The sequence below is a fragment of the Pseudomonas lutea genome, assembly GCF_000759445.1.
Taxonomy (GTDB): domain Bacteria; phylum Pseudomonadota; class Gammaproteobacteria; order Pseudomonadales; family Pseudomonadaceae; genus Aquipseudomonas; species Aquipseudomonas lutea.
Genome location: NZ_JRMB01000002.1, coordinates 394,770 through 416,181, shown reverse-complemented (window position 1 = coordinate 416,181; position 21,412 = coordinate 394,770). Strand labels below are relative to the sequence as shown.

Sequence of the window (21,412 nt, the reverse complement as noted above, 5' to 3'; positions counted from 1 at the left end):
GGCTCCCGACGCCTTCCCGGCTAAAGCCGGTCCCACAAAAGCAGCGCGATCCTTCGCGCCGTCCTTTCCCTACAAACTGAAATCCCCCTCAGCTGCCAATTCAGCCAGCGGCCGACGCGGGCTCGGCATTTCGCGGGCCTGAAGGTACTCGGCAAGCGTCGATTTATCGCCCAGCTTGCCGATCGCCACGGCCGCATGCACCGCGTAATTCTCAGGAATCTTCAGCTCCTGGCGAGCCAGTTCTTGATCGAAACCGGCCATCCCATGGGTGTGCCAGCCGCTGAGACTCGCTTGCAGCGCCAGATATCCCCACGCCGAACCCGTGTCGAAGGTGTGCCACAGCGCCGGTGTCTCTTCGGTCGCGCCGGGGGCGGTGAAGCTCGTCTTCGAAATAATGATTACCAGAGCCGAGGCCTGTTGCGCCCAGCCGCGATTGAATTCATTCAGCAGGCCGAGGAAGCGCTCCCAGTTCGGCGTATCGCGGCGGGCGTAAAGAAACCGCCAGGGCTGGGAGTTGTAGGCCGAAGGCGCCCAGCGCGCTGCTTCAAAAAAACTCAGCAGCGTTTCTTCGGGAATGCTGTCGCCGCTGAAAGCGCGTGGCGACCAGCGCTCGATGAATTGCGGGTCGATGGCATGGTCAGGGACACGTGGATTGGCGCTCATGAAGTTGATCCTGATAGGGAAGCACGCTGCCCGGGTAGAAATTGCAACGAGATCATTCAGATGGGCCGTGGCCGGCAGGCATCATGAGAGGGCTTTCGAAAGCGCGGACGATGGTTGATTCGCCTGCGTGGGCCTAAAGCTACTGCGCCGCGCGGGGGCTGACAACCCCGCTGCGTTGCTTATCAGCCGGGCATGGGCGAAACGGGTCATCGACCGGCAGTCGCCAATGCTTGGCCCAACCGCTGCGTGGCTCTAGACTGGCGGCCCTTTACCGCCCGAGCGTTGTTGCGCGAGAACCATGGCCGCCAAAGTAGAACCCTTCTGGATACGCAAAACCCTCGCGCAGCTCGACGCAGTCGAGTGGGAGTCGCTGTGTGACGGCTGCGGTCTGTGCTGCCTGCAAAAGCTCGAAGACGAGGACGACGGCAGCGTCTATTACACGCGCATCGCCTGCAAGCTGCTGGACCTCAACACCTGCGCCTGCACCGACTACCCCAACCGTCGGGCGCAGGTCCCGGACTGCATCCAGCTCACGCCGGGTCAGGCGGATGAATTCAAGTGGCTTCCACCGACCTGCGGTTACCGCCTGGTGAGCGAGGGCAAAGACCTTCCGCTCTGGCACCATCTGGTCTGCGGAGACCGGGAACAAGTGCACAAGCAGCGCATCTCGCAATCCGGACGCATGCTCGCCGAAGGTACCGTGCCCGAGGACGACTGGGAGGACCATCTGATTTTTCGCGCGGGATGAAGCCCATGCTTCGAGAGTAAGTCTGCTTCCGCGAAACCTGCTGCGGGATCGACAGTAGTCGGGGAAATCATGAGGCGCGCATCTCGCCTTCAGCAGGCCAAGCCGTTGCTGGCCGCCGCAGACAGGCATTGCGCCGGTGCCTCTGGAGAAGAGGCAGCCGGCGCGGCCACATCAATCAGACGCCTTTCGGGCCTTTCAACGCGTCAACACCGGTGTCGACAGCGTCTTCGACGGCAACTTCGGCTTTGGTTTTCAACTTGCTCAGCTCAGCGCCGGCCTGCTCGATGCGCGAGCGGGCAACGTCCATTTCACTGCGGCTTTTGTCAACCAGTGCCTTGGCCGAGCAGTGGCCGGTAATGCCGCGAGCCAATACGGCGCCGCCAATGGCCAGCTGAACCAGACCGAAGATGCCGCCGCGGCGCAGGCCTTTGCCCATCATCAATACACCACCCGCCAGCGAGCCAATGCGCTCCCAGCCCTGTACGTTCTGCTCCGGGTAGTCGTGCAAAGGTCGTTCGATGCGTTCAACGATCGGGGTGTCGCTCATGGTGTGTTCTCCGTGAAGGGATAGGGTCCTTAAAGCTGACTGTCACAAGCGCAAACTGTTCAATGCGTTTCGTCTTCGCGCATGGATCAAGTGCGATCGGTTTCCCTGCCGAACTGGGGGCCGGAGCGGGTGTTGTTGCCCTTCGCCATGCGGTCGTAGAGCACGACGTTGACCGTCGCGGCCAGGTTCATGCACCCCGTGGTGGGGATGTACACCACGTCCTCGCACCAATCGCGGATTTCCTTATCGAGCGAGCCGTCTTCCGGGCCAAAAATGTAAATAGCGCGGTCCGGGTGGGTGTATTCGGGAAGCGCACGCGCGCCGTCCACCAACTCCACGGCCACCGGCACACAGCCCAGCGGAATGATTTTCCTCAGGTCATCGATGCCGATCAGCGGGATGTCCTGATGGATTTTCTTGGTGTCGGTCACAAAATCACGCGCACGCTCGTAGCGCTTGCCGGTGTAAAACACCGACGCGACGCCATAGCAGCCTGCTGCGCGCATCACCGAACCAACGTTTTCCGGGGATTTGGGATTGAACAAGCCGATGCAGGCATAGCGTTTGTTGGCCACGGGGGAGGGTGCTCATCAGAGAAAGCGCGGGATTATAGGCGAAGAAGCCGCGGCAAGCCTCAGCATCAAGCCTTAAGCCACAAGCCACAAGCCACAAGCCACAAGCCACAAGCCACAAGCCGGGCAATCGGTAACTTCATGAGCGCCGCCGTTGCCCTTGCTTGCCGCTTGCAGCTTAAAACTTGCAGCTGCCTTGCTAGTCCTTCTTCATCAACCCCGCCAGTGCGGCGAAGGGGTTATGGGTCGCCTTGGCGGTTTTCGGGCTGCTCGTGGAGCTTTCTGAAAAATACTGCTGATCGGTGTAACGCGAGTGCTCGTTGTCGTGGCAATACAAGCACAGCAGCTCCCAGTTGGAACCGTCCTGGGGATTGTTGTCGTGGTTGTGATCGCGGTGGTGAACCGTCAGCTCACTCAGGCGTTTGCCCGCGAATTCCCGAGCGCAGCGACCGCACACATGCGGGTACATGCGCAGGGCCTTGTCGCGATAGCCCATTTCGCGGTCGCGCTGGGCGTCGGCGAGGATGCGGTCCAGCTTGGAGGTATTGGTTGGCGTGTTGGCCGAACTCATGGCGTCACCTGTTTCATGTTCTGTTGGCAATGGAGGCTTTGCGGCCAGTCTAGCGTGTCGCCGTAAAATCAGCCCTTGAGTTTTTCGGCGATCCAGATGGTGTGGCGGGTGCCCTTGTTGCCGTGGGCATACACCTTGACCTCTTCGGCCTTGAAACCCGCTTTGCGCAGTTTGTCGCTGAAGGCGGCGTCAGCGCTGGCCGACCACACCGCCAGCACCCCCTTGGGCCGCAAGGCACTGGCGCAGGCGGCAAGTCCGCCGGCGGAATACAACCAGCTGTTGGACTTCTGCGTGAGGCCTTCCGGGCCGTTATCGACATCCAGCATGATCGCATCAAAGCCCTGAGGCTCGGCCTTGAGTACCTGGGCAACGTCTTGAACCACTACTCTGGCGCGCGGGTCCTGCAACGGATTGCCCGACTTTTCGCCCAGGGCCCCGCGATTCCACTCGACCACGCCGGGCACCAGTTCGGCGACCACCACTTCGCCGTTCTTGCCCAGATGCTTGAGCGCCGAGGCCAGGGTGAAACCCATCCCAAGCCCGCCAATCAGCACTCGCGGGTGGGTGCGCGACGCCACCTTCTTGCAGGGGATTTCAGCCAGCGCGTCTTCAGAGCCATGCATGCGGGTGTTCATCAGTTGGCCGCCGTCACCGCCCTGAATCTTGATCACGAAATCTTCGCCGTACTCGAACAGGCACAAGGCGCCGCCGTTATCTGGGATCGGAGTGGTGTCGAGCAGAACAAAACGTTTCATGGATAACTCGTTCAAAAAGGGGCAAACCGCCTGCAGCGCAATTTGTCAGAGCGCAATGCCTTGCGCAGGAGTAGCCTGAGCGGGAAGCGATAGATTGGCAGGGGAGGCCAACGATGAAGTGCTCCATTCTACTGACGATTTTCATCACGGTGCTCGGCGCATCGCAGGCATTTGCCGAGACCTTGCAGCCTGTCCTGAATACGCCGGAGCCGATTGCTGCGTCCGCCGGTTCTCCCGGCACTGCAACACCGACTCCCTATCCGCAAGTCGCACCGCCCGGCGTTCCCCACGCAGGCGGGCAAGGCAACCCGCCGTTATTGCCGAAGATTCCCCAACCTGGCCCGCCGAAAGAAGACGAGCCGTTGCCGGGGCTGCAGCCGGCGACCAAGCCCAATCCTTGAACCAAGTTTGACAGCATCGTCATGCAGAGCCGGCCTGCTGGCGAACCGGCTGGGCAGACATTCGACTGTCTCCGTGTGTTCCGTCCTGAAGGTCAATGCAACCTGTTCAGTCCTGCTGCGCCACGACTTGCCCATCCATCATGCGAAGCCGTTTCGACATCGCCACGGCGATGGCGCGGATGATCTTGGCCGCTGCCTTCGGCGCTTCATTGAGCATCTTGTCCAGAGAGTCCTTGCCCAGGTTCAGCAGGTAGCACGAAGACGCGGCAACGCAGGTCGCCGAGCGGCGCTCTCCGTCCAGCACGGCCATCTCGCCAAACGCCCGGCCGCTGCGCAGAATGGCAGTCTCCACAGCCATTCCCTCACCGTTGAGCTTGCGCACCGAGACCGTGCCAGAGTGAATGATGCACATGAAGGTGCCCGCGTCGCCTTCGTTGAAGATCGCGTCGCCCTTCTCAATGCTGCTGATGCTGAAATAGCCTGCCGCTGCAGCAAATTCAGCCGGTGTCAGGGCGACAAACAGACCGCAGTCCATCAGCATGTCGCGTATTTCGTGGTTCAGTGATGTAGACATGGCGAGTTCTTGTTGGGTGTGTTGAAAAATTGCTTGAAGCGCTGGCCGGCCGCCAAGTGCCCCGGTGTGTGTGCCGGGGCCTCTCATGTGACAGCCTGCAGGCGCAGGTGTTGTCAGGCCATTTGCAGCACTTTGAGGATAAATCCGTATTCAAGGGCCACGTCACGCAATCCCTGGTAACGCCCGCTCATGCCACCATGCCCTGCACCCAGCTCGGTCTTGAGCAGGAGTGGATGATCGTCGGTTTTCAGGTCGCGCAGTTTCGCTACCCATTTGGCGGCTTCCCAATACTGCACTCGGCTGTCGTTATAGCCAGCGATGACCAGCATGGCGGGATAATCCTGCGGCGCGACGTTTTCGTAGGGCGCGTAAGCCTTGATCCGCGCATGGACCTCCGGCTCCTGCGGATTGCCCCATTCGTCATACTCGGTGACGGTCAGCGGCAACTCGGGGTCGAGCATCGTATTCAGCACGTCGACGAATGGCACCTCGGCGATGGCCGCCTTGAACAGCTCGGGACGCTGGTTCACGACGGCGCCGATCAACAGACCACCGGCGCTGCCGCCACTGATCACTAATTGCTCGGCTGTCGTCAGCTTCTGCGCCACCAGGTGCTCTGCGCAGGCAATGAAGTCGCTGAACGTGTTCTGTTTGTTCTCCTGTTTGCCATCGCGGTACCAGGCCTCGCCCAGCTCACCGCCCCCGCGCACATGTGCGATGGCAAAGGCGATACCGCGATCAAGCAGGCTCAGACGCGCATGAGAAAACCACGGGTCCAGGCTCGCGCCATACGCCCCGTAACCGTAAAGGTAAAGTGGAACGGTCTGACCGGCCAGTTCACGTTTGACCACCAGGCTGATCGGCACTTGCGTACCGTCGGGCGCGGTGGCCCACAACCGCTGGCTGACGTAGGCATTGGCATCAAACACGCCCAGTACCGGCGTCTCCTTGAGTACGACTTGATCCCCGGCGGCCAGTGACAACTGCCACACTTGCGGCGGGCGATTCAGTGACTGATAGCGCAAGCGAATCCTGTCGCTGTCGAATTCAAGAGTGTCCTGGACGTACAGGTTGTAGGCGGCATCCGGGAGTTGTACGCGATACGCCGGCAAACCTTGCGGGTGAACCTCGACGATCGGCAACCCACCCTCGCGCAGGCTGAGGGTCAGGCCTTTGGCGTTGAGGCTGAAGCCGTCAAGCATGACCGTCTCGCTGTGGGCAATCAGGTTCTGCCAGTCGCCACGCTCGGGTATGCCATGGGCTTGTTCGGGCGCGTGATAGAGCGCGAAGTTGATGCCGTCCTGGTTGCTGCGGATCACCCAGCTCCATTGACCTTCGATCAGGCCATGGTCTACCGAGTACTCATGACCCTCGCTGCGCGGCGCGATGCACGCAAAAGCCTGGTCGGGTGTGTCAGCATCCAGCACCCAGGCTTCGCTGGTGGTTTTACTGTCCAGCCCCAGAATCAGTTGCCGCTCCGAGCTGCTGCGATAGCAGTGCAGGAAGAAGCGTCCATCGGGCTCGGTGAAAATCAGCTGCGCGCCGGTGTCACCCAGCGTGTGGCGATAAAGCTTGTGCGGACGATGCGTGTCGTCCAGTTCACCAAAGAACAGGGTCTGGCTGTCATTGGCCCAGGTCATGCTGCCATCGCAATCTTCAAACGGCAGCGTGCTGACCACGCCGTTGCTCAACTCCTTGACGAACAGCTGATAAACCTCCTCGCCGCTGGTGTCGAGGCTGTACGCCAGACGCTGATGGTCAGGACTGATGCTGAACGCGCCGAGGGAAAAGAAGCCGCCGCCCGCCAGCGCGTTGGGATCAAGCAGCAACTCTTCGGCGCTTTCGTCGATCGTCAGGGCGTCGTCTGCCGGACGCGGGCATCGATAGTGACGGGCGTATTCGTCGCCTTCGGTGGTGCGCGTGTAGTAGAGATACGGACCCCAAGGGGAGGGCAGAGACAGGTCGGTTTCGAGAATGCGGCCCTTGATCTCTTGAAACAGGGTCTCGCGCAACGGCTGCAAATCGGCGAGTTGCTGCTCCTGCCAGGCGTTTTCGGCCTTCAGGTAATCGAGCACTTCATCGGTGTCGCGGTTTTGCAGCCATGCATAGGGATCGCTGCCCTCGGCCTTGCGGGCAATAGGGGCACTGGAAAAGTCAGGGGCGGAAGGCATGCTGGGCTCTCTCACGTTGGGCTCATCTGTAAGGGACCGGTCGCGCTGCCTGGCGTTGCACAGCCAGCAGACCGATAACTGAAGCCGGGGAAGCCGGGCTGGTGAAAAGCCGTTATCATAAGCGCCTCTTTACCTGCCTTACCACGGACGTCATGACCGACAACGACTATCTGATTGCCTGGGGCCTCTACGCGTTCGCCGCGTTGGGCTGTCTGTGGGTGTGGTTCAAGCTGACCGGCTGGATGTGGCGCTACCTGCGCGAGCCGCTGCGGGTGATCGGCGCGGTGCTGTTGTTCTGCCCGACGGTTGTTGATCCCGCCAGGGATCAATACGCCCCGGCGCTGGCGATCAGCGTGCTGGACCTGGCGCTGAAGGTCGGCAACAACGTCTGGCGCGCCGTGCTTGACCTGGCCACCTATGGCGCCGTCGCGCTGGGCCTCTACCTCGTTTTTGCCTTGATCCGCCTGCCGTTTCTGCGCAAGAAAAAAGCCCGTCTCGCCCATGCCGAAGCGGCCGCCGCACAGGCTGCAGCCGAGCATAAGGAGCACGACGAGCCCTACGCAGAACCACCGGCAGGGCGCTTCGCCGGTCAACCGCCAGCGCCTGATGCTCAGGCGCCCGCCAGCGGTCGTTATCGCGTCGAACCCAAACTGTGATCCTGACCGACCCGCTCGCAGGCGCGCGTTTCAACCCATCGAGGCTTGAGCATGTGTGAACTCCTGGGCATGAGCGCCAACGTACCCACCGACATCGTGTTCAGTTTCACCGGGCTGATGCAGCGCGGCGGTCGTACCGGTCCGCACCGCGACGGTTGGGGCATCGGTTTCTACGAAGGCCGCGGTCTGCGCCTGTTCCAGGACCCCGCCGCGAGCAGCGAGTCGGAAGTCGCGCAACTGGTACAGCGTTACCCCATCAAAAGCGAAGTGGTCATCGGCCACATCCGCCAGGCCAACGTCGGCAAGGTCTGCCTGTCCAATACCCATCCTTTCGTGCGTGAGCTGTGGGGGCGCAACTGGTGTTTCGCCCACAACGGTCAGCTCGCGGACTTCCATCCCGCAGCGACGTTCTACCGCCCGGTGGGTGATACCGACAGCGAAGCGGCGTTCTGCGATCTGCTCAACAGGGTCCGCGAAGCCTTTCCCGAGCCGGTCGAGATCGAGCAGTTGCTGCAAACGCTGGTCGAGGCCTGCAACGAATACCGCAGCAAAGGCGTCTTCAATGCGCTGCTCAGTGATGGCGACTGGCTGTTTTGCTACTGTTCAACCAAGCTGGTGCATATCACCCGTCGTGCACCGTTCGGGCCGGCTCGCTTGAAAGACGTCGACGTCATCGTCGATTTCCAGGCAGAGACCACGCCTGACGATGTGGTGACGGTGATTGCTACCGAGCCACTGACCGAAAACGAGACCTGGAATCGCTACGAGCCCGGTCACTGGAGTCTTTGGCGCCGCGGCGAATGCGTTGCCGAAGGCGCGGCCTGACACGAGAGGGATCTATGCTGCGTAGTTATGTGCGACTGGTGCTGTTCACACTGGGGTTGCTGGTAGGTGTGCAGGTTCCGGGGTTTATCAGTGATTACGGCAAGCGTGTCGAAGCGCACATGCTCGAAGCGCAACAAAGCCTGCGCGGCTATAACGAGACCGCGCTGCGGTTCTTCAATGGCGATGTGCAGGCGCTGATCCAGCATTACCGCACCAGCGAAGACCCGGTATTTCGTGCCGACGCCGACAATATAAATAACCTGCTCACTCGTAATCAGGCCCTTGACCGTGAGTGGCTCGCGCTGCAAGGCCCATGGTATGCCCGCGCCTGGCATGTGTTGACCGACGCAGATACCGCCATCCGCAACGAAACCTGGAATGGCTATACCTGGCAGGTGTTGCTGTCTCCGGAAGTCATCGGCTGGGGGCTGCTGGGCGCCTTGTTGTTCTCGCTGGTGATCGAAAGTGTTGTGGTGTTCATCGACTGGCTGTTTGTCGGTCGCCATTACGTGCGCCCGGTCAGCCGCGAATGGCGTTGAAGCAGATGGCCGGCGCTCGCTTGATTGGGCAGTGATCTCGCTGACGCCTTCCCGGCTGAAGCCGGTCCCACTGACGACCACGCGTACCCATCGGACTTCCTGACACGCCACACACCCAGTGGGACCGGCTTCAGCCGGGAAGGGGGAGTCCCGGTCAGCGGAGAGGCCGGGTACCGTTCACTTTTTCTTATCCTCCCCTCGCGCTTTTATTAGTTGGACGCTTCGGCCATTCCCGCCGAAGAATGCCCCCAACGCACAGCCCCGTGTCCCGCGCTGCCAACCTGACGACCCCGCGCGTACACTCGAGCTTCCCCGCTTTTTCGCACAGGAGTCACGCCCTTGAGCCGCCTGCTATTGAATTGTGATATCGGCGAAAGCTACGGCGCCTGGACCATGGGTCTGGATGCCGAGGTCATGCCTTACATCGATTGCGCCAACATCGCCTGCGGCTTCCACGCCGGGGACCCGAGCGTCATGCGCAAAACCGTAGCACTGGCGCTGGCCAACAACGTCACCATCGGTGCCCACCCGGCTTATCCCGACCTTGTAGGGTTCGGCCGTCGTTCGATGGCCTGTTCCCCACAGGAAATTCAAGACCTGCTGCATTACCAGATCGGCGCCCTTGAGGGGGTATGTCGAGCGCAGGGCAGCCACGTCAGCTACGTCAAACCCCACGGCGCGATGTACAACGACATGATGGCCAACCCGTCCCAGCTGCGTGCCGTCATCGAAGCCATTGCCCGTTACAACCCGCAATTGCCACTGATGTTGCTGGCGATGCGCGACAACTCGGCAGCGCAAGCCATCGCTGATGAGTTCGGGGTGACGCTGTGGTTTGAAGCATTTGCCGATCGCGCCTATGACAACGCAGGCCGTCTGGTCTCGCGTAACCTGCCGGGCGCTGTGCACCACGACGCGGATGTCATCATTGCCCAGGCCATGACGTTGTCCCGGGGCGAAGCGTTGACCGCCAGCGATGGCAGCGAACTGCGCCTCCAGCCTCACACGCTGTGTGTGCACGGCGACAACGCCAGCTCCATTGATGCCGTTCAGCGTATTCGTCAGGCGCTGGACGCTGCGCAAAGCGGCCCGGTCAGCCAATGAACGTGCGCATCGAAGCCGTCGCCATCGATTGCCTGATGGTGCGTTTGTTCGACGCCATCGACGAGAGCAACATGCCGTGGATGCTCGCTGCGACGTTGCGGTTGCGCGAGGGTTTTGGTGCGCAGTTGATCGATCTGGTGCCGTCCTACACCACATTGATGGTTCATTACGATCTGTTGGCGCTGAATCCGACGCAGGCCAGGGCACTCATCACCGATGCGCTGACCGATCTCGCACCTGACGCCAGCCAAAGCGGTCGGCAGCATGTGTTGCCGGTCTGGTACGACCTCAGCGTGGGGCCTGAATTAAGTCTGTTGTCGAAGCGCAGCGGGCTGGCGGTGGACGAGGTCATCCGCCGCCACAGCCAGCGCGAGTATCAGGTGTTCGCGCTCGGCTTTGCGCCGGGCTTCGCCTTCATGGGGCTGGTGGAAGAAGCCCTCGCCGCGCCGCGCATCAAAACACCGCGCAAGCGGGTGGCAGCGGGAAGCGTCGGCATTGCCGAGCGACAGACAGCGGCGTACCCGCTGGAGTCGCCCGGCGGCTGGAGCATTCTTGGGCGTACGCCGGCAAAACTCTTCGACCGGGAGATTGATGGCTACAGCCTGATGCAACCCGGCGATACCGTGCGTTTTGCCCCCGTGGATCACGCCGAGTTCCTACGTCTGGGTGGCGACGATACGCCGCTGGAGGGTCTGGCATGAGCGTGTTGACGGTAAAAAGCAGCACGCCGTTGTGCCTGTTGCAGGACGCCGGACGGTTTGGGGTGCGGCATTTGGGCGTCACTCAGGGTGGTGCGCTGGATTGGGTGTCGATGTCGTGGGCCAACAGGCTGCTCAATAATCCGCTGGACGCCGCCGTTATCGAGGTGACGCTGGGCGGTTTGACACTGGTGGCCGAGGCTGATTGCTGCCTGGCGCTGGCCGGCGCAGACCTCGGTGCCATGCTGGACGACCGCCCGATTGCACCGTGGCGCAGTTTTTTCATTCGCAAAGGCCAGCAACTTCGCTTGATCCGGCCGGTCAGCGGAGCGCGTGCCTACCTCGCCGCGCCCGGAGGCTTTACTGCCGTCAACGTGCTGGGCAGTTGCGCCACAGTCTCACGTGAAGGTCTGGGCGGGCTGGAGGGAAACGGCAAAGCCTTGGCCGAGGGCGACCGACTGACCTATTCGGAAGCGTCGTTCGAGCTGCATGCGTTGCCCGCGCATCGGATTCCGGACATCAGCTGCTCGCGTCCGCTGGACATGGTGATGGGTGCCCAGATCGGCCAATTCAGTGGTGTAAGCCTGTTTGACGTGTTCAACAGCGACTGGACCCTCGACAGCCGCGCCGACCGCATGGGCATGCGCCTGTTGGGTCCGGAGCTGGTCTATCAGGGCAAACCGATGATCTCCGAGGGCATCCCGCTTGGCGCCATCCAGGTCCCGCCGGACGGCCAGCCGATCATCCTGCTCAACGACCGCCAGACCATCGGCGGCTACCCGAGACTCGGCGCACTGACCCCGCTGTCCCTGGCCCGGCTGGCGCAGCAGTTGCCGGGGAGTGTGGTGCGGATGAAAGCGGTGGTGCAGGATGTGGCGCATCGGGAGCAGCTGGGTTTTATGAGGACGCTGCAACATACAACGCAGGACTTCACGTTGTAGGCGCCGGCTTGCTGGCGAACACGGTGGATCGTTAACGGACGCCCACCGCTACCTGATGTGTTCGCCAGCAAGCCGGCTCCTACAGTCGATGCGCGAGCGCCCCGCAGCCTTTATTTCGCCAAATACCGCATCCCTTCCTCCAGCCCTCGCAGCGTCAGCGGGTACATCTGATCTTCGATCAAGTCCCGCACGATATTGGTGGAGGTGGTGTAGGCCCAGGCGTCTTTGGGATAGGGGTTTATCCAGATGATCTTCTTGAACTTGGCCATGAACCGCTGCATCCACACATAACCCGCTTCTTCGTTCCAGTGCTCGACACTGCCGCCCGGTTGGGTGATTTCGTAGGGCGCCATGGCTGCGTCACCGATGAAGATGACTTTGTAGTCGGCACCGTATTTATGCAGCAGGTCCTGGGTCGCGGTACGCTCGGAGGTGCGGCGCAGGTTATTCTTCCAAACCGTCTCGTACACGAAGTTGTGGAAGTAGAAATACTCCATGTGCTTGAACTCGGTCTTGCACGCAGAGAACAGCTCTTCGCAGACCTTCACATGCGCGTCCATCGAACCGCCGATGTCAAACAGCAGCAACAGCTTGATGGTGTTACGGCGTTCCGGCCGCATCTGGATGTTCAGCAGGCCTGCATCGCGCGCGGTGTGATCAATCGTGCCGTCGATGTCCAGCTCGTCGGCCGCCCCCTGACGCGCGAACTTGCGCAGACGCCGCAGGGCCACTTTGATGTTGCGCGTGCCCAGTTCAACCCCATCATCGAGGTTCTTGTACTCACGCTGGTCCCAGACCTTTACCGCCTTGCCCTGCCGCTGGCCTGCGTCACCCACCCGAATCCCCTCGGGGTTATACCCGCCCGAGCCAAACGGGCTGGTGCCGCCGGTGCCGATCCATTTGTTGCCGCCGGCGTGACGCTCCTTCTGCTCTTCCAGACGCTGCTTGAATGCCTCGATCAGCTTGTCCAGACCGCCCAGCGACTGGATCTGCGCGCGCTCTTCGTCGCTCAGCGAGCGCTCGAATTCCTTGCGCAGCCAGTCCTCGGGGATCAATGCCTGCAGGTGGTCATCGAGCTTTTCCAGGCCGTTGAAGTAGGCGCCAAATGCCCGGTCGAACTTGTCGAAATGACGCTCGTCCTTGACCAGAATCGTACGCGACAGGTAGTAGAACTCGTCCATGTCGGCGAACGTCACGCGCTGCTTCAGCGCGTTGATCAGGTCGAGCAGTTCGCGCAGCGACACCGGCACCTTGGCCGCGCGCATCTCGTTGAACAGGTTGAGCAACATAATCGGCGTCCCGCCTTTGATCTAAATAAGCTTGACCGGAAAAGGCTCAGCGATTGCCGCGACGACTCATGAACGCCAGGCGCTCCAGCAGCTGCACGTCCTGCTCGTTCTTGACCAGGGCGCCGGCCAGCGGCGGGATGGCTTTGGTGGGGTCGCGTTCGCGCAGCACCGCTTCGCCGATGTTGTCGGCCATGAGCAGTTTGAGCCAGTCCACCAACTCGGACGTCGAGGGTTTTTTCTTCAGGCCCGGGACTTTGCGCACGTCGAAGAACACGTCCAGCGCCTCACTGACCAAGTCCTTTTTGATGTTCGGGTAATGCACATCGACAATCTTCTGCAGGGTGCTGCGGTCGGGGAATGCGATGTAGTGAAAGAAGCAGCGACGCAGGAAAGCGTCGGGCAATTCTTTTTCGTTGTTGGAAGTAATGATGATGATCGGGCGCTTTTTCGCTTTGATCGTCTCGTCGATTTCGTAAACGTAGAACTCCATTTTGTCGAGTTCTTGAAGCAGGTCGTTGGGGAATTCGATGTCTGCCTTGTCGATCTCATCGATCAGCAGAATCACCCGCTCTTCGGATTCAAAAGCCTCCCAGAGCTTGCCCTTCTTGAGGTAGTTGCGCACGTCATGGACTTTGTCGACGCCCAGTTGCGAGTCGCGCAGGCGGCTGACGGCATCGTACTCATACAGCCCCTGATGCGCCTTGGTCGTGGACTTGATGTGCCAGGTAATCAGCCGTGCGCCGAAGGACTCGGCCAGTTGTTCGGCCAGCATGGTTTTGCCTGTACCGGGCTCACCCTTTACCAGCAGTGGGCGCTCCAGTGTGATCGCGGCGTTGACCGCGAGCTTCAAATCGTCGGTGGCAACGTAGGCGTGGGTGCCTTCGAATTTCATCGGGTAAATCCTCGAACAAAGCGAACAGGGCGTGGCCCGAACCTCGTCAATCAGGGCGCAAACAATGCACCGACTATACCGCGCGTCTCGCGCCACTGTGAACGCAGACGCTCTATTCAGTACCTGAATGGGGCGTCACGATCTGACCGATCCAAAATTGTAACGTCGGTTGTGGTATCGCCAAAATAGCGATACCTTGCGCCCCATGTCGACCAAATATAGATTCAGGGACAAATACAGGATTCAACTGCGGGAGAAGGATCACCTGCCGCCGCATGTTCACCTCACCGGTGGCGGGCTGGATGTGTTGATTTGCCTGCAGTTGGTTGAACCCATGCGCGGCCATGCGCCGGCCGCAGTGCTCAGGGAGGCGCTCGAATGGGTCAGGGCCCACCAAACAGAATTGCTGGAGGAATGGAAACGATGGCATCCATGAAACGACCACGCTTGAAAACCGTCGAGGCGCTGGCTGAAGGCACGCTCGCGCTGACCTTTATCAACGACATGAAATACTTCCTGGACCTGAGCAGCGATATCGCCGCATTTCCGGGGCTGCAACCGCTCAGGGATCCGAACATTTTCAAGCAGGCGCAGATCGGCGACGACGGTTGGACCGTCGAGTGGTCCGGGCCTGACATCCAGATCGGTGCCGACACCCTCTATCTGGATGCAAAGGCACAGGCGGCCACCGACGAGAACACGCGGATCTTCATCGGCTGGCGCGCACGCACCGGGTTGCCCTTGGCATTGGCGGCCGAGGCGCTGGGGGTCAGTACTCGCAGCATTAGCCGTTACACCAACGGCAGCGAAGCGGCACCGCGCACCCTCGCACTGGCGTGTATCGGATGGGACGCGTTGCAGAACCCGACCCAAAACGGAGTGATGCTGGCCGAAGCGCGCGAGGCCTACAGCGTCGCCAAACCAAAGCGTGACAAAAGCCAGGAGTAGGTGGCAATCGCGGTACTGTTGCGCCGGACATCGGCTGCTCACCGACAGCCACCCGGCGCTCAAGCGCAGCGCTTATTGAGCCTCGCTCTTGCCACTGTCGTAACGGGTGTTGAAGGCCTTCACGAACGCGTTGCGCAGAATCTGCAAAAACGCTTCAAACGCACTGATGTTTTGGTTGTGAACGCTGCCGCTGAGTTCGACGCGGGTCGCAAACTGGTTTTTGCCCTGATTCTTGAGCACCGTTTCGCTGCCGCCGACCACGGCTTCCCAGATCGAGCGAAAGAAGCCCTTGTTCTGGTTTTCCACGTCTTGCTGCCAATTGAAGATGTCCACGTTGCGCAGCAGTGGTTTGATGTAGCCGCTGAGTTGGCCGTTATTGGCTTGCGCCTCAATCACCACGTCGCCGTCACCTGCGTTGAAGTCGAACTTGCCATAGGCCGATGCAAAGTCGTTCATGCGCTTGAGCTGCACGCCGGTCGCGCGCAGTTTGAAGTCGAAATCTTCAAAGCTGAACGGGTCGAAGGTGGCGGTGCTTTCCAGTGGCGCATGGCCCATCAGCATGGCTTTGCCTTCAAAGCGGGCATCGCGTTTGCCGGCCTTGTCTTCGACATTGGTCAGGTTAAAGACGCTGGCGTTGATGTTGTCGGCGTCGATTTTCACCTTCGGCGTCGAGTTGAAGTTGCTGAAGGTGATTTTGCCGTCCTGAATGCGCAATTCATTGAGAGTAATCGGCAACAGCTTGTCGAGCTGAGCCTGCCAGTTAGTACCCGCACCGGTCTGGGACTGTTTCTTGTCCGGGCCGCCGTCAACGAAGTTCAGCTCCGGGCCTACAAACGCGACCTCGGCCACCACGGCATGGTCGTACCACAGCGAGTGCCAACTGACGGCGAGGTCGATGACTGGCGCATCGAGCAGCGGCACCGGCACCTTGCCGTCGACCTTGACGATTTTCAGACCATTGATCCGGTACGCGCCGCGCCACAGCGCCAGGTCCACGTCGGTGACCTGACCGCGATAGTCGCCCATGTCCGCAAGCTTGTCGTTGAGGTAATTGCGCACCACATACGGCAGCGCGATATGCGCGGCAACGATCACCACCACCAAGCCGACGATTGTCCATAACGGCCAGCTGTAACGACGTTTCATGGCTTTACCCTCCAATGAAGTAGCTGTGTTGACTACTGGCGATGTGATCGGTTCGCTACGACTGGACGTCGCACCGGGGCAGGGCATAGGCTTTGGGTTTTTCCAAACCTGCACAAGGACCCGGTCATGAGCCGTATTTACGCAGATAACGCCCACTCCATCGGCAACACGCCACTGGTGCAGATCAACCGCATCGCGCCGCGCGGGGTCACCATCCTGGCCAAGATCGAAGGGCGTAATCCGGGATATTCCGTCAAATGCCGGATCGGCGCGAACATGATCTGGGACGCCGAAAGCAGCGGCAAACTCAAGCCTGGCATGACCATCGTCGAACCCACCTCCGGCAACACCGGCATTGGCCTTGCGTTCGTCGCAGCGGCGCGCGGTTACAAACTGACCCTGACCATGCCGGCATCAATGAGTATAGAGCGACGCAAGGTGCTCAAGGCTTTGGGTGCCGAGCTGGTGCTGACCGAGCCGGCGCTGGGCATGAAAGGCTCCATCGCCAAGGCCGAGGAAATGGTGGCCAGCGATCCCGACCTGTACTTCATGCCGGCACAGTTCGAGAACCCCGCCAACCCCGCCATCCATGAGAAGACCACCGGGCCGGAGATCTGGAACGACACCGACGGCGCCATCGACGTACTGGTCGCAGGCGTTGGCACCGGCGGGACGATCACCGGCATTTCGCGCTACATCAAGCACACCATGGGCAAACCGATTATTTCGGTGGCGGTGGAACCAATGGGGTCACCGATCATTACTCAGGCACTGGCCGGTGAGGAGATCAAGCCCAGCCCGCACAAGATCCAGGGTATCGGCGCAGGCTTCATCCCGAAAAACCTTGATCTCTCGATTGTCGACCGTGTCGAGCTGGTCAGTGATGACGAAGCCAAGGCCATGGCGCGGCGGTTGATGCAGGAGGAGGGGATTCTGTGCGGCATTTCCTGTGGCGCAGCCATGCAGGCGGCGGTTCGGCTGGCGGAGAAGCCGGAAATGCAAGGCAAGACGATCGTGGTGGTGCTGCCGGACTCGGGAGAGCGCTACCTCTCCAGCATGCTCTTCAGCGACCTGTTTACTGACCAGGAGCTGACGCAATAGTCGTCCGCAGAGCTGCTTCGGCTTTTTACCCGGCGGACTAAGGATTATGATGGCCGCCACTCGAAACCCGCCGCCAGATTGTCATAGGTCATCTGGCGGCGGTTTCAGCAGCGTATGCTTCGGGCCGCGCAGTCCGGCCCTGTTCCAAGGAGAGCTTCATGACCCTTTCTTTTGCTGTCAAAGCGGCGATTCTGCTGCTGTTTGTAGGCAGCACGCTGTACGTGCATCTGCGCGGCAAGGCGCGGTTGCCGGTATTGCGCCAGTTCGTGAATCACTCCGCGCTGTTCGCACCCTACAACGCCTTGATGTATCTGTTCTCCAGCGTCCCGTCCAAGCCATATCTGGACCGCAGCAAGTTTCCCGAACTGGACGTGCTGCGCGATAACTGGGAAACCATCCGTGTCGAAGCCATGCACTTGTTTGACGAAGGCTATATCCGCGCCGCCGCCAAGGACAACGATGCCGGTTTCGGCTCGTTCTTCAAAAAGGGCTGGAAGCGTTTTTACCTGAAGTGGTACGACAAACCGCTGCCGTCTGCCGAGGCGTTGTGCCCCAAGACTGTGGAACTGGTCAGCCGTATTCCCAACGTCAAGGGCGCGATGTTTGCGCTGTTGCCGGGTGGCAGCCACCTGAATCCGCACCGTGACCCGTTCGCCGGGTCCCTGCGTTATCACTTGGGCTTGTCGACGCCCAATTCCGACGATTGCCGGATTTACGTTGACGGCCAGGTCTATGCCTGGCGCGACGGTGAAGACGTGATGTTCGATGAGACGTACGTTCACTGGGTCAAGAACGAGACCGATGTCACGCGCGTGATTCTGTTTTGCGATATTGAGCGGCCGTTGAGCAACCGTTTCATGGCCGCCGTCAACCGCCGCGTCAGCGCTTTCCTGGGGCGCGCCACTGCGCCGCAGAACACCGATGACGAACGCGTCGGCGGGATCAACCAGGCGTATGCGTTCTCCAAACGGTTCAGCAACAGCTTTAGCGGCAAGGTGAAGCAATTCAAACGCGCCAACCCCAAGGCTTACCGGATCTTGCGGCCGGTGTTGGCGGTTGTCGTGTTGACGCTGCTGGGTTACTGGCTGTTCGGCTGACAATACGCCCGCACAGAGCGCCGTCCCACTCCGTGGCACGGCGTTTTTTTGCGCCCGGATTTCGTGTAAGTGCCGGAGTGTACGAATGCTGCAATCCTGTCTGAATGCCCGCATTGCCATTGCAGGAGCGCTCGCCCGCGAAGACGCCGGCCCACCCGACATCGTCATCGCCTGACACGCCGCCTTCGCCAGCAAGCCGGCTCCTTGTATCTCGACTTTGTCTTCTCAGAAGGTAAAGTTCTCGACTGATCATCGAGGGAAAGGCGTGAAGATGACCGGCTCCTAGTGGCGTTGTAGCCTGCGAAGTAGATCCATTCTCCGCCTTTCCAACCTCACTCATTGAGCTCGTACGATATCTAGAGCCACTTTGTGAGCTCGCATTTACAAGGTCGAAGCCGAGTGACGCGATGATTGATCTTTAGTTGAAAAGGAGAACAGCATGTCTTCATTCGTTGGCGTTGACATGGCCAAGAATACTTTTGATGTTGCGACGCCGTTGGACAATGGCAAACACCGCACCAAGGGCAAGTTGAGCAATGATGCCAAGGGCTTTGCCGAGTTCGAGTCCTGGCTTCGCAAGCACGCCACAGCGGACGCGCTGATTGTCATCGAGGCCACGGGTAATTATCACGAAGCGTTGGCTGACTTCCTTTTTCAAAAGGGATATCGGCTTCATATCGCGAACCCTGCCACCACCGCCGCTCACGCCAAGTCGGAGTTGTCACGCAACAAGACTGACAAGACTGACGCCAAACTCATCTCCGATTTCGCCATGCAGAAGCATCGCAAGTTACGGCTTTGGGTGCCTGAGCCACAGTCGCGGCGCCGTCTGAGGGCTTTGGTCCGCCGCTTGGAAGATCTCAACGAGATCCGCCAGATGGAGAAAAACCGCTTGGAAGTTGCCAGCCCGAACGTCGTAACGTCGATCGAATCGGTGATTGCTCATGTCTTGGAAGAAATCACCAAAACGGAAAAAGCGATCAAGCAACACATCGACGATGATCCTGACCTACGCGGCAAGAGCGAGTTGATGACCTCCATTGATGGTCTAGGCGAGAAGACCGCCGCGCTGATCCTCGCGGAACTGGGAGACCCTCTGGACTACGAAGGACCGAAAAAACTTTCTGCCTTCGCTGGATTATCGCCCAGACAGGACCGCTCTGGAGGCTACGTGGGTCCAACCCGCATAAGTCGAACCGGCTCGTCGCGACTCAGGGGCGGCCTTTACATGCCCGCGATCGTAGGAATACAACACAATGTGGTGCTGAGAGAGTTCGCCAAGAGATTGAAGGCGAACGGAAAGGCTCCCCGGCAAATTATCTGTGCAGTGATGCGTAAGATGTTGCACTTGGTCTATGGCGTGCTTAAAAGCAACAGGCCTTTCGAACCTGAAATTGCTTTGGCTCATTAACGGCTGATCAAGTAGGACTTGAATGGCTAGGATGTCGCTGCGGGATGGGCCGCGGGCGTATATTCGTGCCTGCTTGAAAAGCAGCAGCGCTAGCGCGCTGCTGGGCTTGCAGTAGGAGCATTAAGACGATATCTACGAATGTGGTGGAAGCCCGCGCGATCGAAATGCAACCCCGCCGAATGCACGCAATTTCCACTGGCATGCATGCCCCCAATTGAACACGAACCCGCTGGATGCACGCCATCCATTGTAGTAGCGCGCTTGCCCGCGAAGACGCCGGCCCACCCGACATCGTCATCGCCTGACACGCCGCCTTCGCCAGCAAGCCGGCTCCTACAGGTTCGGTGAAAACCGTCCCCCGCTGAAGTCGTCCTCACTGGATGCACGCCATTCCATTGTAGGAGCGCGCTTGCCCGCGAAGACGTCGGCCCATCCGACATCGTCCTCGCCTGACACGCCGCCTTCGCCAGCAAGCCGGCTCCTACGAATGTGGTGCAAGCCCGCTCGATCGACATGCAACCCGCTGAATGCGCGCAATTTCCACGGGCATGCATGCCCGCTCGATCGAATGCGAGCCCGCTGGATGCACGCAAATACCACTGGCATGCATGCCCCCGATTGAACGCGAATCCGCTGGATGCACGCAATGCCACTGTAGGAGCCGGCTTGCTGGCGAAGGCGCCAGCTCAGACGCTGCAGCAGTAAACGTTGAACCCGTCCGCGCATACCCGTGGAAGTGGTGCCGTCGACACGGTCGAAAGGGCCTATCCGGCAAATAGCACGTCCATTCAATCCTCCGGGCGCGCATCGGCGGACCCTGTGTCCAGCCTTTTTTCCCGGAGACGATGTCCATGCGCGCCAGATTCCTGATGCTTTCCGCCACGCTGTTCGGCCTTGCCGGTCCGATGGCGGCGGTGGTTGCCCCCACCGTCGCCTTTGCCCAATCGGCTGCAGTGGCCGTGGCACCCCAATACGACACCACGCACGTTTACGTGGCCCCTGCAGACGTGGATCGCTTCGTCCAGAGCTTCACGGCCACATTCGGCGGCCAGAGCACGCCTCAGGTCGTGGTCAACGTCCTGCCAGTGCCCAGCAGCACCACCTCCCAGCTGATCCAGACGCCAGTGGGCACGGTGTCGCTGTTCGGCTTCAAGACGCCGATTCCGCGCCCCTTCGGCGACGAGCGCAATGGCTATCTGGTCAAGGACATGGACGTGGCGATCAAGGAAGCACGTCAGGCCGGCGCCGATGTGATCGTGTCCGATTTCCCGGACCCCATCGGCCGCGACGCGGTGGTGCAATGGCCAGGCGGCGTGAACATGCAGCTTTACTGGCACACCAAGGTACCCAATTACGCGCCGTTTCAAACCGTTCCTGAAAACCGTGTGTACGTGTCCAACGACCGCGCCGCTGCATTTGTGAAAGCGTTTCTGGCGTTTTCCCACGGCAAGGTCGTAAGCGATGACAAGAAGGCCTCAGGCGCTGAAATCGGGCGCACTGATGCCACCTATCACCGCATTCGTATCGAGTCTGCCTTTGGCAAGATGGTGGTGCTGGCAACAGACGGTCATCTCCCGTATCCGTTCGGCCATGACAACACCGGCTACGAAGTCAGCAGCCTGCAAGATACCCTCGCTAAAGCCAGGGCAGCGGGCGTCAACGTGATCGTCGAGCCTTTCACCAGCGCGGGTCGCACAGCGGCCATCGTTGAGTTTCCGGGCGGTTATGTCGCAGAAATCCATCAGACCGCCGCGGCCGGTTGA

The 21,412-nt window shown here is 60.3% G+C and carries 24 protein-coding genes; 14 read left to right on the top strand and 10 right to left on the bottom strand.

Going from position 1 to position 21,412, the window contains the following annotated elements:
• Positions 1-69: 69 nt before the first annotated feature.
• Complete coding sequence (locus LT42_RS14005; protein ID WP_037013963.1) at positions 70-663, bottom strand: nitroreductase family protein; 594 nt, start codon at positions 661-663, stop codon at positions 70-72.
• 298 nt (positions 664-961) lie between these two features.
• On the opposite strand from LT42_RS14005, the gene LT42_RS14000 reads away from it, so the two are divergent.
• Complete coding sequence (locus LT42_RS14000) at positions 962-1,411, top strand: YcgN family cysteine cluster protein (protein WP_037013961.1); 450 nt, start codon at positions 962-964, stop codon at positions 1,409-1,411.
• A 175-nt stretch (positions 1,412-1,586) separates the two neighbouring features.
• Here the strand turns inward: LT42_RS14000 and LT42_RS13995 are convergent, their stop codons facing one another.
• From LT42_RS13995 to LT42_RS13980, 4 genes are all read right to left on the bottom strand, one after another.
• Positions 1,587-1,958: a YgaP family membrane protein gene (locus LT42_RS13995; RefSeq protein WP_037013958.1), complete on the bottom strand. Its 372-nt coding sequence runs from the start codon at positions 1,956-1,958 to the stop codon at positions 1,587-1,589.
• 86 nt (positions 1,959-2,044) lie between these two features.
• Positions 2,045-2,533 carry an RNA methyltransferase gene (locus LT42_RS13990; protein WP_037013955.1) on the bottom strand — a complete coding sequence of 163 codons (489 nt, stop codon included), beginning with the start codon at positions 2,531-2,533 and terminating at the stop codon, positions 2,045-2,047.
• 196 nt (positions 2,534-2,729) lie between these two features.
• The gene (locus tag LT42_RS13985) at positions 2,730-3,101 is read right to left on the bottom strand and encodes a YajD family HNH nuclease (RefSeq protein WP_037013952.1); all 372 of its coding nucleotides are present in this window, start codon (positions 3,099-3,101) and stop codon (positions 2,730-2,732) included.
• 68 nt (positions 3,102-3,169) lie between these two features.
• Positions 3,170-3,856 carry a spermidine synthase gene (locus tag LT42_RS13980; RefSeq protein WP_037013949.1) on the bottom strand — a complete coding sequence of 229 codons (687 nt, stop codon included), beginning with the start codon at positions 3,854-3,856 and terminating at the stop codon, positions 3,170-3,172.
• A 113-nt stretch (positions 3,857-3,969) separates the two neighbouring features.
• On the opposite strand from LT42_RS13980, the gene LT42_RS13975 reads away from it, so the two are divergent.
• A complete protein-coding gene (locus LT42_RS13975; protein ID WP_037013946.1) occupies positions 3,970-4,257 on the top strand; it encodes a hypothetical protein in 288 nt (95 codons plus the stop codon).
• A 106-nt stretch (positions 4,258-4,363) separates the two neighbouring features.
• Here the strand turns inward: LT42_RS13975 and LT42_RS13970 are convergent, their stop codons facing one another.
• Together LT42_RS13970 and LT42_RS13965 are read right to left on the bottom strand one after the other, a co-directional pair.
• Positions 4,364-4,831, bottom strand: coding sequence for a Crp/Fnr family transcriptional regulator (locus LT42_RS13970; protein ID WP_037013944.1), 468 nt, complete (start codon positions 4,829-4,831; stop codon positions 4,364-4,366).
• Positions 4,832-4,944: 113 nt separating this feature from the next.
• Positions 4,945-7,002 (bottom strand): S9 family peptidase, encoded by a 2,058-nt coding sequence (locus LT42_RS13965; RefSeq protein ID WP_037013941.1) that lies wholly within the window; start codon positions 7,000-7,002, stop codon positions 4,945-4,947.
• A 152-nt stretch (positions 7,003-7,154) separates the two neighbouring features.
• Here LT42_RS13965 and LT42_RS13960 point away from each other — a divergent pair, with 152 nt between their 5' ends.
• The 6 genes from LT42_RS13960 to LT42_RS13935 all read left to right on the top strand — a co-directional run bounded on the left by LT42_RS13960 (position 7,155) and on the right by LT42_RS13935 (position 11,765).
• The gene (locus tag LT42_RS13960; protein ID WP_037013936.1) at positions 7,155-7,658 is read left to right on the top strand and encodes a hypothetical protein; all 504 of its coding nucleotides are present in this window, start codon (positions 7,155-7,157) and stop codon (positions 7,656-7,658) included.
• A 51-nt stretch (positions 7,659-7,709) separates the two neighbouring features.
• Positions 7,710-8,483, top strand: a complete 774-nt coding sequence (locus tag LT42_RS13955) for a class II glutamine amidotransferase (RefSeq protein ID WP_037013934.1) — start codon at positions 7,710-7,712, stop codon at positions 8,481-8,483.
• Between the two features lie 14 nt (positions 8,484-8,497).
• Positions 8,498-9,022 carry a DUF2937 family protein gene (locus LT42_RS13950; protein WP_037013932.1) on the top strand — a complete coding sequence of 175 codons (525 nt, stop codon included), beginning with the start codon at positions 8,498-8,500 and terminating at the stop codon, positions 9,020-9,022.
• Positions 9,023-9,361: 339 nt separating this feature from the next.
• Positions 9,362-10,126 (top strand): 5-oxoprolinase subunit PxpA, encoded by a 765-nt coding sequence (locus tag LT42_RS13945; RefSeq protein ID WP_037013930.1) that lies wholly within the window; start codon positions 9,362-9,364, stop codon positions 10,124-10,126.
• Complete coding sequence (locus LT42_RS13940) at positions 10,123-10,827, top strand: 5-oxoprolinase subunit B family protein (protein ID WP_037013927.1); 705 nt, start codon at positions 10,123-10,125, stop codon at positions 10,825-10,827. The genes LT42_RS13945 and LT42_RS13940 overlap by 4 nt, the downstream gene beginning before the upstream one ends.
• Positions 10,824-11,765 carry a 5-oxoprolinase subunit C family protein gene (locus LT42_RS13935; protein WP_052075283.1) on the top strand — a complete coding sequence of 314 codons (942 nt, stop codon included), beginning with the start codon at positions 10,824-10,826 and terminating at the stop codon, positions 11,763-11,765. Before LT42_RS13940 ends, LT42_RS13935 begins: the two co-directional genes overlap by 4 nt.
• 110 nt (positions 11,766-11,875) lie before the next feature.
• Here the strand turns inward: LT42_RS13935 and LT42_RS13930 are convergent, their stop codons facing one another.
• Complete coding sequence (locus tag LT42_RS13930; RefSeq protein ID WP_037013924.1) at positions 11,876-13,054, bottom strand: vWA domain-containing protein; 1,179 nt, start codon at positions 13,052-13,054, stop codon at positions 11,876-11,878.
• Positions 13,055-13,100: 46 nt separating this feature from the next.
• Positions 13,101-13,946 (bottom strand): AAA family ATPase, encoded by an 846-nt coding sequence (locus LT42_RS13925; RefSeq protein ID WP_037013922.1) that lies wholly within the window; start codon positions 13,944-13,946, stop codon positions 13,101-13,103.
• A gap of 205 nt (positions 13,947-14,151) precedes the next feature.
• Between LT42_RS13925 and LT42_RS13920 the strand changes: the two genes are divergently transcribed.
• Complete coding sequence (locus LT42_RS13920; protein WP_037013919.1) at positions 14,152-14,382, top strand: DUF4160 domain-containing protein; 231 nt, start codon at positions 14,152-14,154, stop codon at positions 14,380-14,382.
• A complete protein-coding gene (locus LT42_RS13915) occupies positions 14,379-14,894 on the top strand; it encodes a DUF2442 domain-containing protein (protein WP_052075282.1) in 516 nt (171 codons plus the stop codon). The genes LT42_RS13920 and LT42_RS13915 overlap by 4 nt, the downstream gene beginning before the upstream one ends.
• 72 nt (positions 14,895-14,966) lie before the next feature.
• On the opposite strand, the gene LT42_RS13910 is transcribed toward LT42_RS13915, so the two are convergent.
• Positions 14,967-16,040: an AsmA family protein gene (locus tag LT42_RS13910; RefSeq protein WP_037013917.1), complete on the bottom strand. Its 1,074-nt coding sequence runs from the start codon at positions 16,038-16,040 to the stop codon at positions 14,967-14,969.
• A 126-nt stretch (positions 16,041-16,166) separates the two neighbouring features.
• Between LT42_RS13910 and cysK the strand changes: the two genes are divergently transcribed.
• From cysK to LT42_RS13890, 4 genes are all read left to right on the top strand, one after another.
• Positions 16,167-17,141 (top strand): cysteine synthase A, encoded by a 975-nt coding sequence (cysK, locus tag LT42_RS13905; RefSeq protein WP_037013912.1) that lies wholly within the window; start codon positions 16,167-16,169, stop codon positions 17,139-17,141.
• A 158-nt stretch (positions 17,142-17,299) separates the two neighbouring features.
• Entirely contained in the window at positions 17,300-18,238 is a 939-nt protein-coding gene (locus LT42_RS13900; RefSeq protein WP_037013911.1) for an aspartyl/asparaginyl beta-hydroxylase domain-containing protein, read from the top strand.
• 439 nt (positions 18,239-18,677) lie between these two features.
• Positions 18,678-19,649: an IS110 family RNA-guided transposase gene (locus tag LT42_RS13895; protein ID WP_037011250.1), complete on the top strand. Its 972-nt coding sequence runs from the start codon at positions 18,678-18,680 to the stop codon at positions 19,647-19,649.
• A gap of 845 nt (positions 19,650-20,494) precedes the next feature.
• Positions 20,495-21,412 carry a hypothetical protein gene (locus LT42_RS13890; RefSeq protein ID WP_037013907.1) on the top strand — a complete coding sequence of 306 codons (918 nt, stop codon included), beginning with the start codon at positions 20,495-20,497 and terminating at the stop codon, positions 21,410-21,412.

Coding starts and splice junctions, on each gene's coding strand:
- LT42_RS14005 (WP_037013963.1), bottom strand. CDS start 663: ATGAGCGCCAATCCACGTGTCCCTGACCATGCCATCGACCCGCAATTC.
- LT42_RS14000 (WP_037013961.1), top strand. CDS start 962: ATGGCCGCCAAAGTAGAACCCTTCTGGATACGCAAAACCCTCGCGCAG.
- LT42_RS13995 (WP_037013958.1), bottom strand. CDS start 1,958: ATGAGCGACACCCCGATCGTTGAACGCATCGAACGACCTTTGCACGAC.
- LT42_RS13985 (WP_037013952.1), bottom strand. CDS start 3,101: ATGAGTTCGGCCAACACGCCAACCAATACCTCCAAGCTGGACCGCATC.
- LT42_RS13980 (WP_037013949.1), bottom strand. CDS start 3,856: ATGAAACGTTTTGTTCTGCTCGACACCACTCCGATCCCAGATAACGGC.
- LT42_RS13975 (WP_037013946.1), top strand. CDS start 3,970: ATGAAGTGCTCCATTCTACTGACGATTTTCATCACGGTGCTCGGCGCA.
- LT42_RS13970 (WP_037013944.1), bottom strand. CDS start 4,831: ATGTCTACATCACTGAACCACGAAATACGCGACATGCTGATGGACTGC.
- LT42_RS13965 (WP_037013941.1), bottom strand. CDS start 7,002: ATGCCTTCCGCCCCTGACTTTTCCAGTGCCCCTATTGCCCGCAAGGCC.
- LT42_RS13960 (WP_037013936.1), top strand. CDS start 7,155: ATGACCGACAACGACTATCTGATTGCCTGGGGCCTCTACGCGTTCGCC.
- LT42_RS13955 (WP_037013934.1), top strand. CDS start 7,710: ATGTGTGAACTCCTGGGCATGAGCGCCAACGTACCCACCGACATCGTG.
- LT42_RS13950 (WP_037013932.1), top strand. CDS start 8,498: ATGCTGCGTAGTTATGTGCGACTGGTGCTGTTCACACTGGGGTTGCTG.
- LT42_RS13940 (WP_037013927.1), top strand. CDS start 10,123: ATGAACGTGCGCATCGAAGCCGTCGCCATCGATTGCCTGATGGTGCGT.
- LT42_RS13935 (WP_052075283.1), top strand. CDS start 10,824: ATGAGCGTGTTGACGGTAAAAAGCAGCACGCCGTTGTGCCTGTTGCAG.
- LT42_RS13930 (WP_037013924.1), bottom strand. CDS start 13,054: ATGTTGCTCAACCTGTTCAACGAGATGCGCGCGGCCAAGGTGCCGGTG.
- LT42_RS13925 (WP_037013922.1), bottom strand. CDS start 13,946: ATGAAATTCGAAGGCACCCACGCCTACGTTGCCACCGACGATTTGAAG.
- LT42_RS13920 (WP_037013919.1), top strand. CDS start 14,152: ATGTCGACCAAATATAGATTCAGGGACAAATACAGGATTCAACTGCGG.
- LT42_RS13915 (WP_052075282.1), top strand. CDS start 14,379: ATGAAACGACCACGCTTGAAAACCGTCGAGGCGCTGGCTGAAGGCACG.
- LT42_RS13910 (WP_037013917.1), bottom strand. CDS start 16,040: ATGAAACGTCGTTACAGCTGGCCGTTATGGACAATCGTCGGCTTGGTG.
- cysK (WP_037013912.1), top strand. CDS start 16,167: ATGAGCCGTATTTACGCAGATAACGCCCACTCCATCGGCAACACGCCA.
- LT42_RS13900 (WP_037013911.1), top strand. CDS start 17,300: ATGACCCTTTCTTTTGCTGTCAAAGCGGCGATTCTGCTGCTGTTTGTA.
- LT42_RS13895 (WP_037011250.1), top strand. CDS start 18,678: ATGTCTTCATTCGTTGGCGTTGACATGGCCAAGAATACTTTTGATGTT.
- LT42_RS13890 (WP_037013907.1), top strand. CDS start 20,495: ATGTCCATGCGCGCCAGATTCCTGATGCTTTCCGCCACGCTGTTCGGC.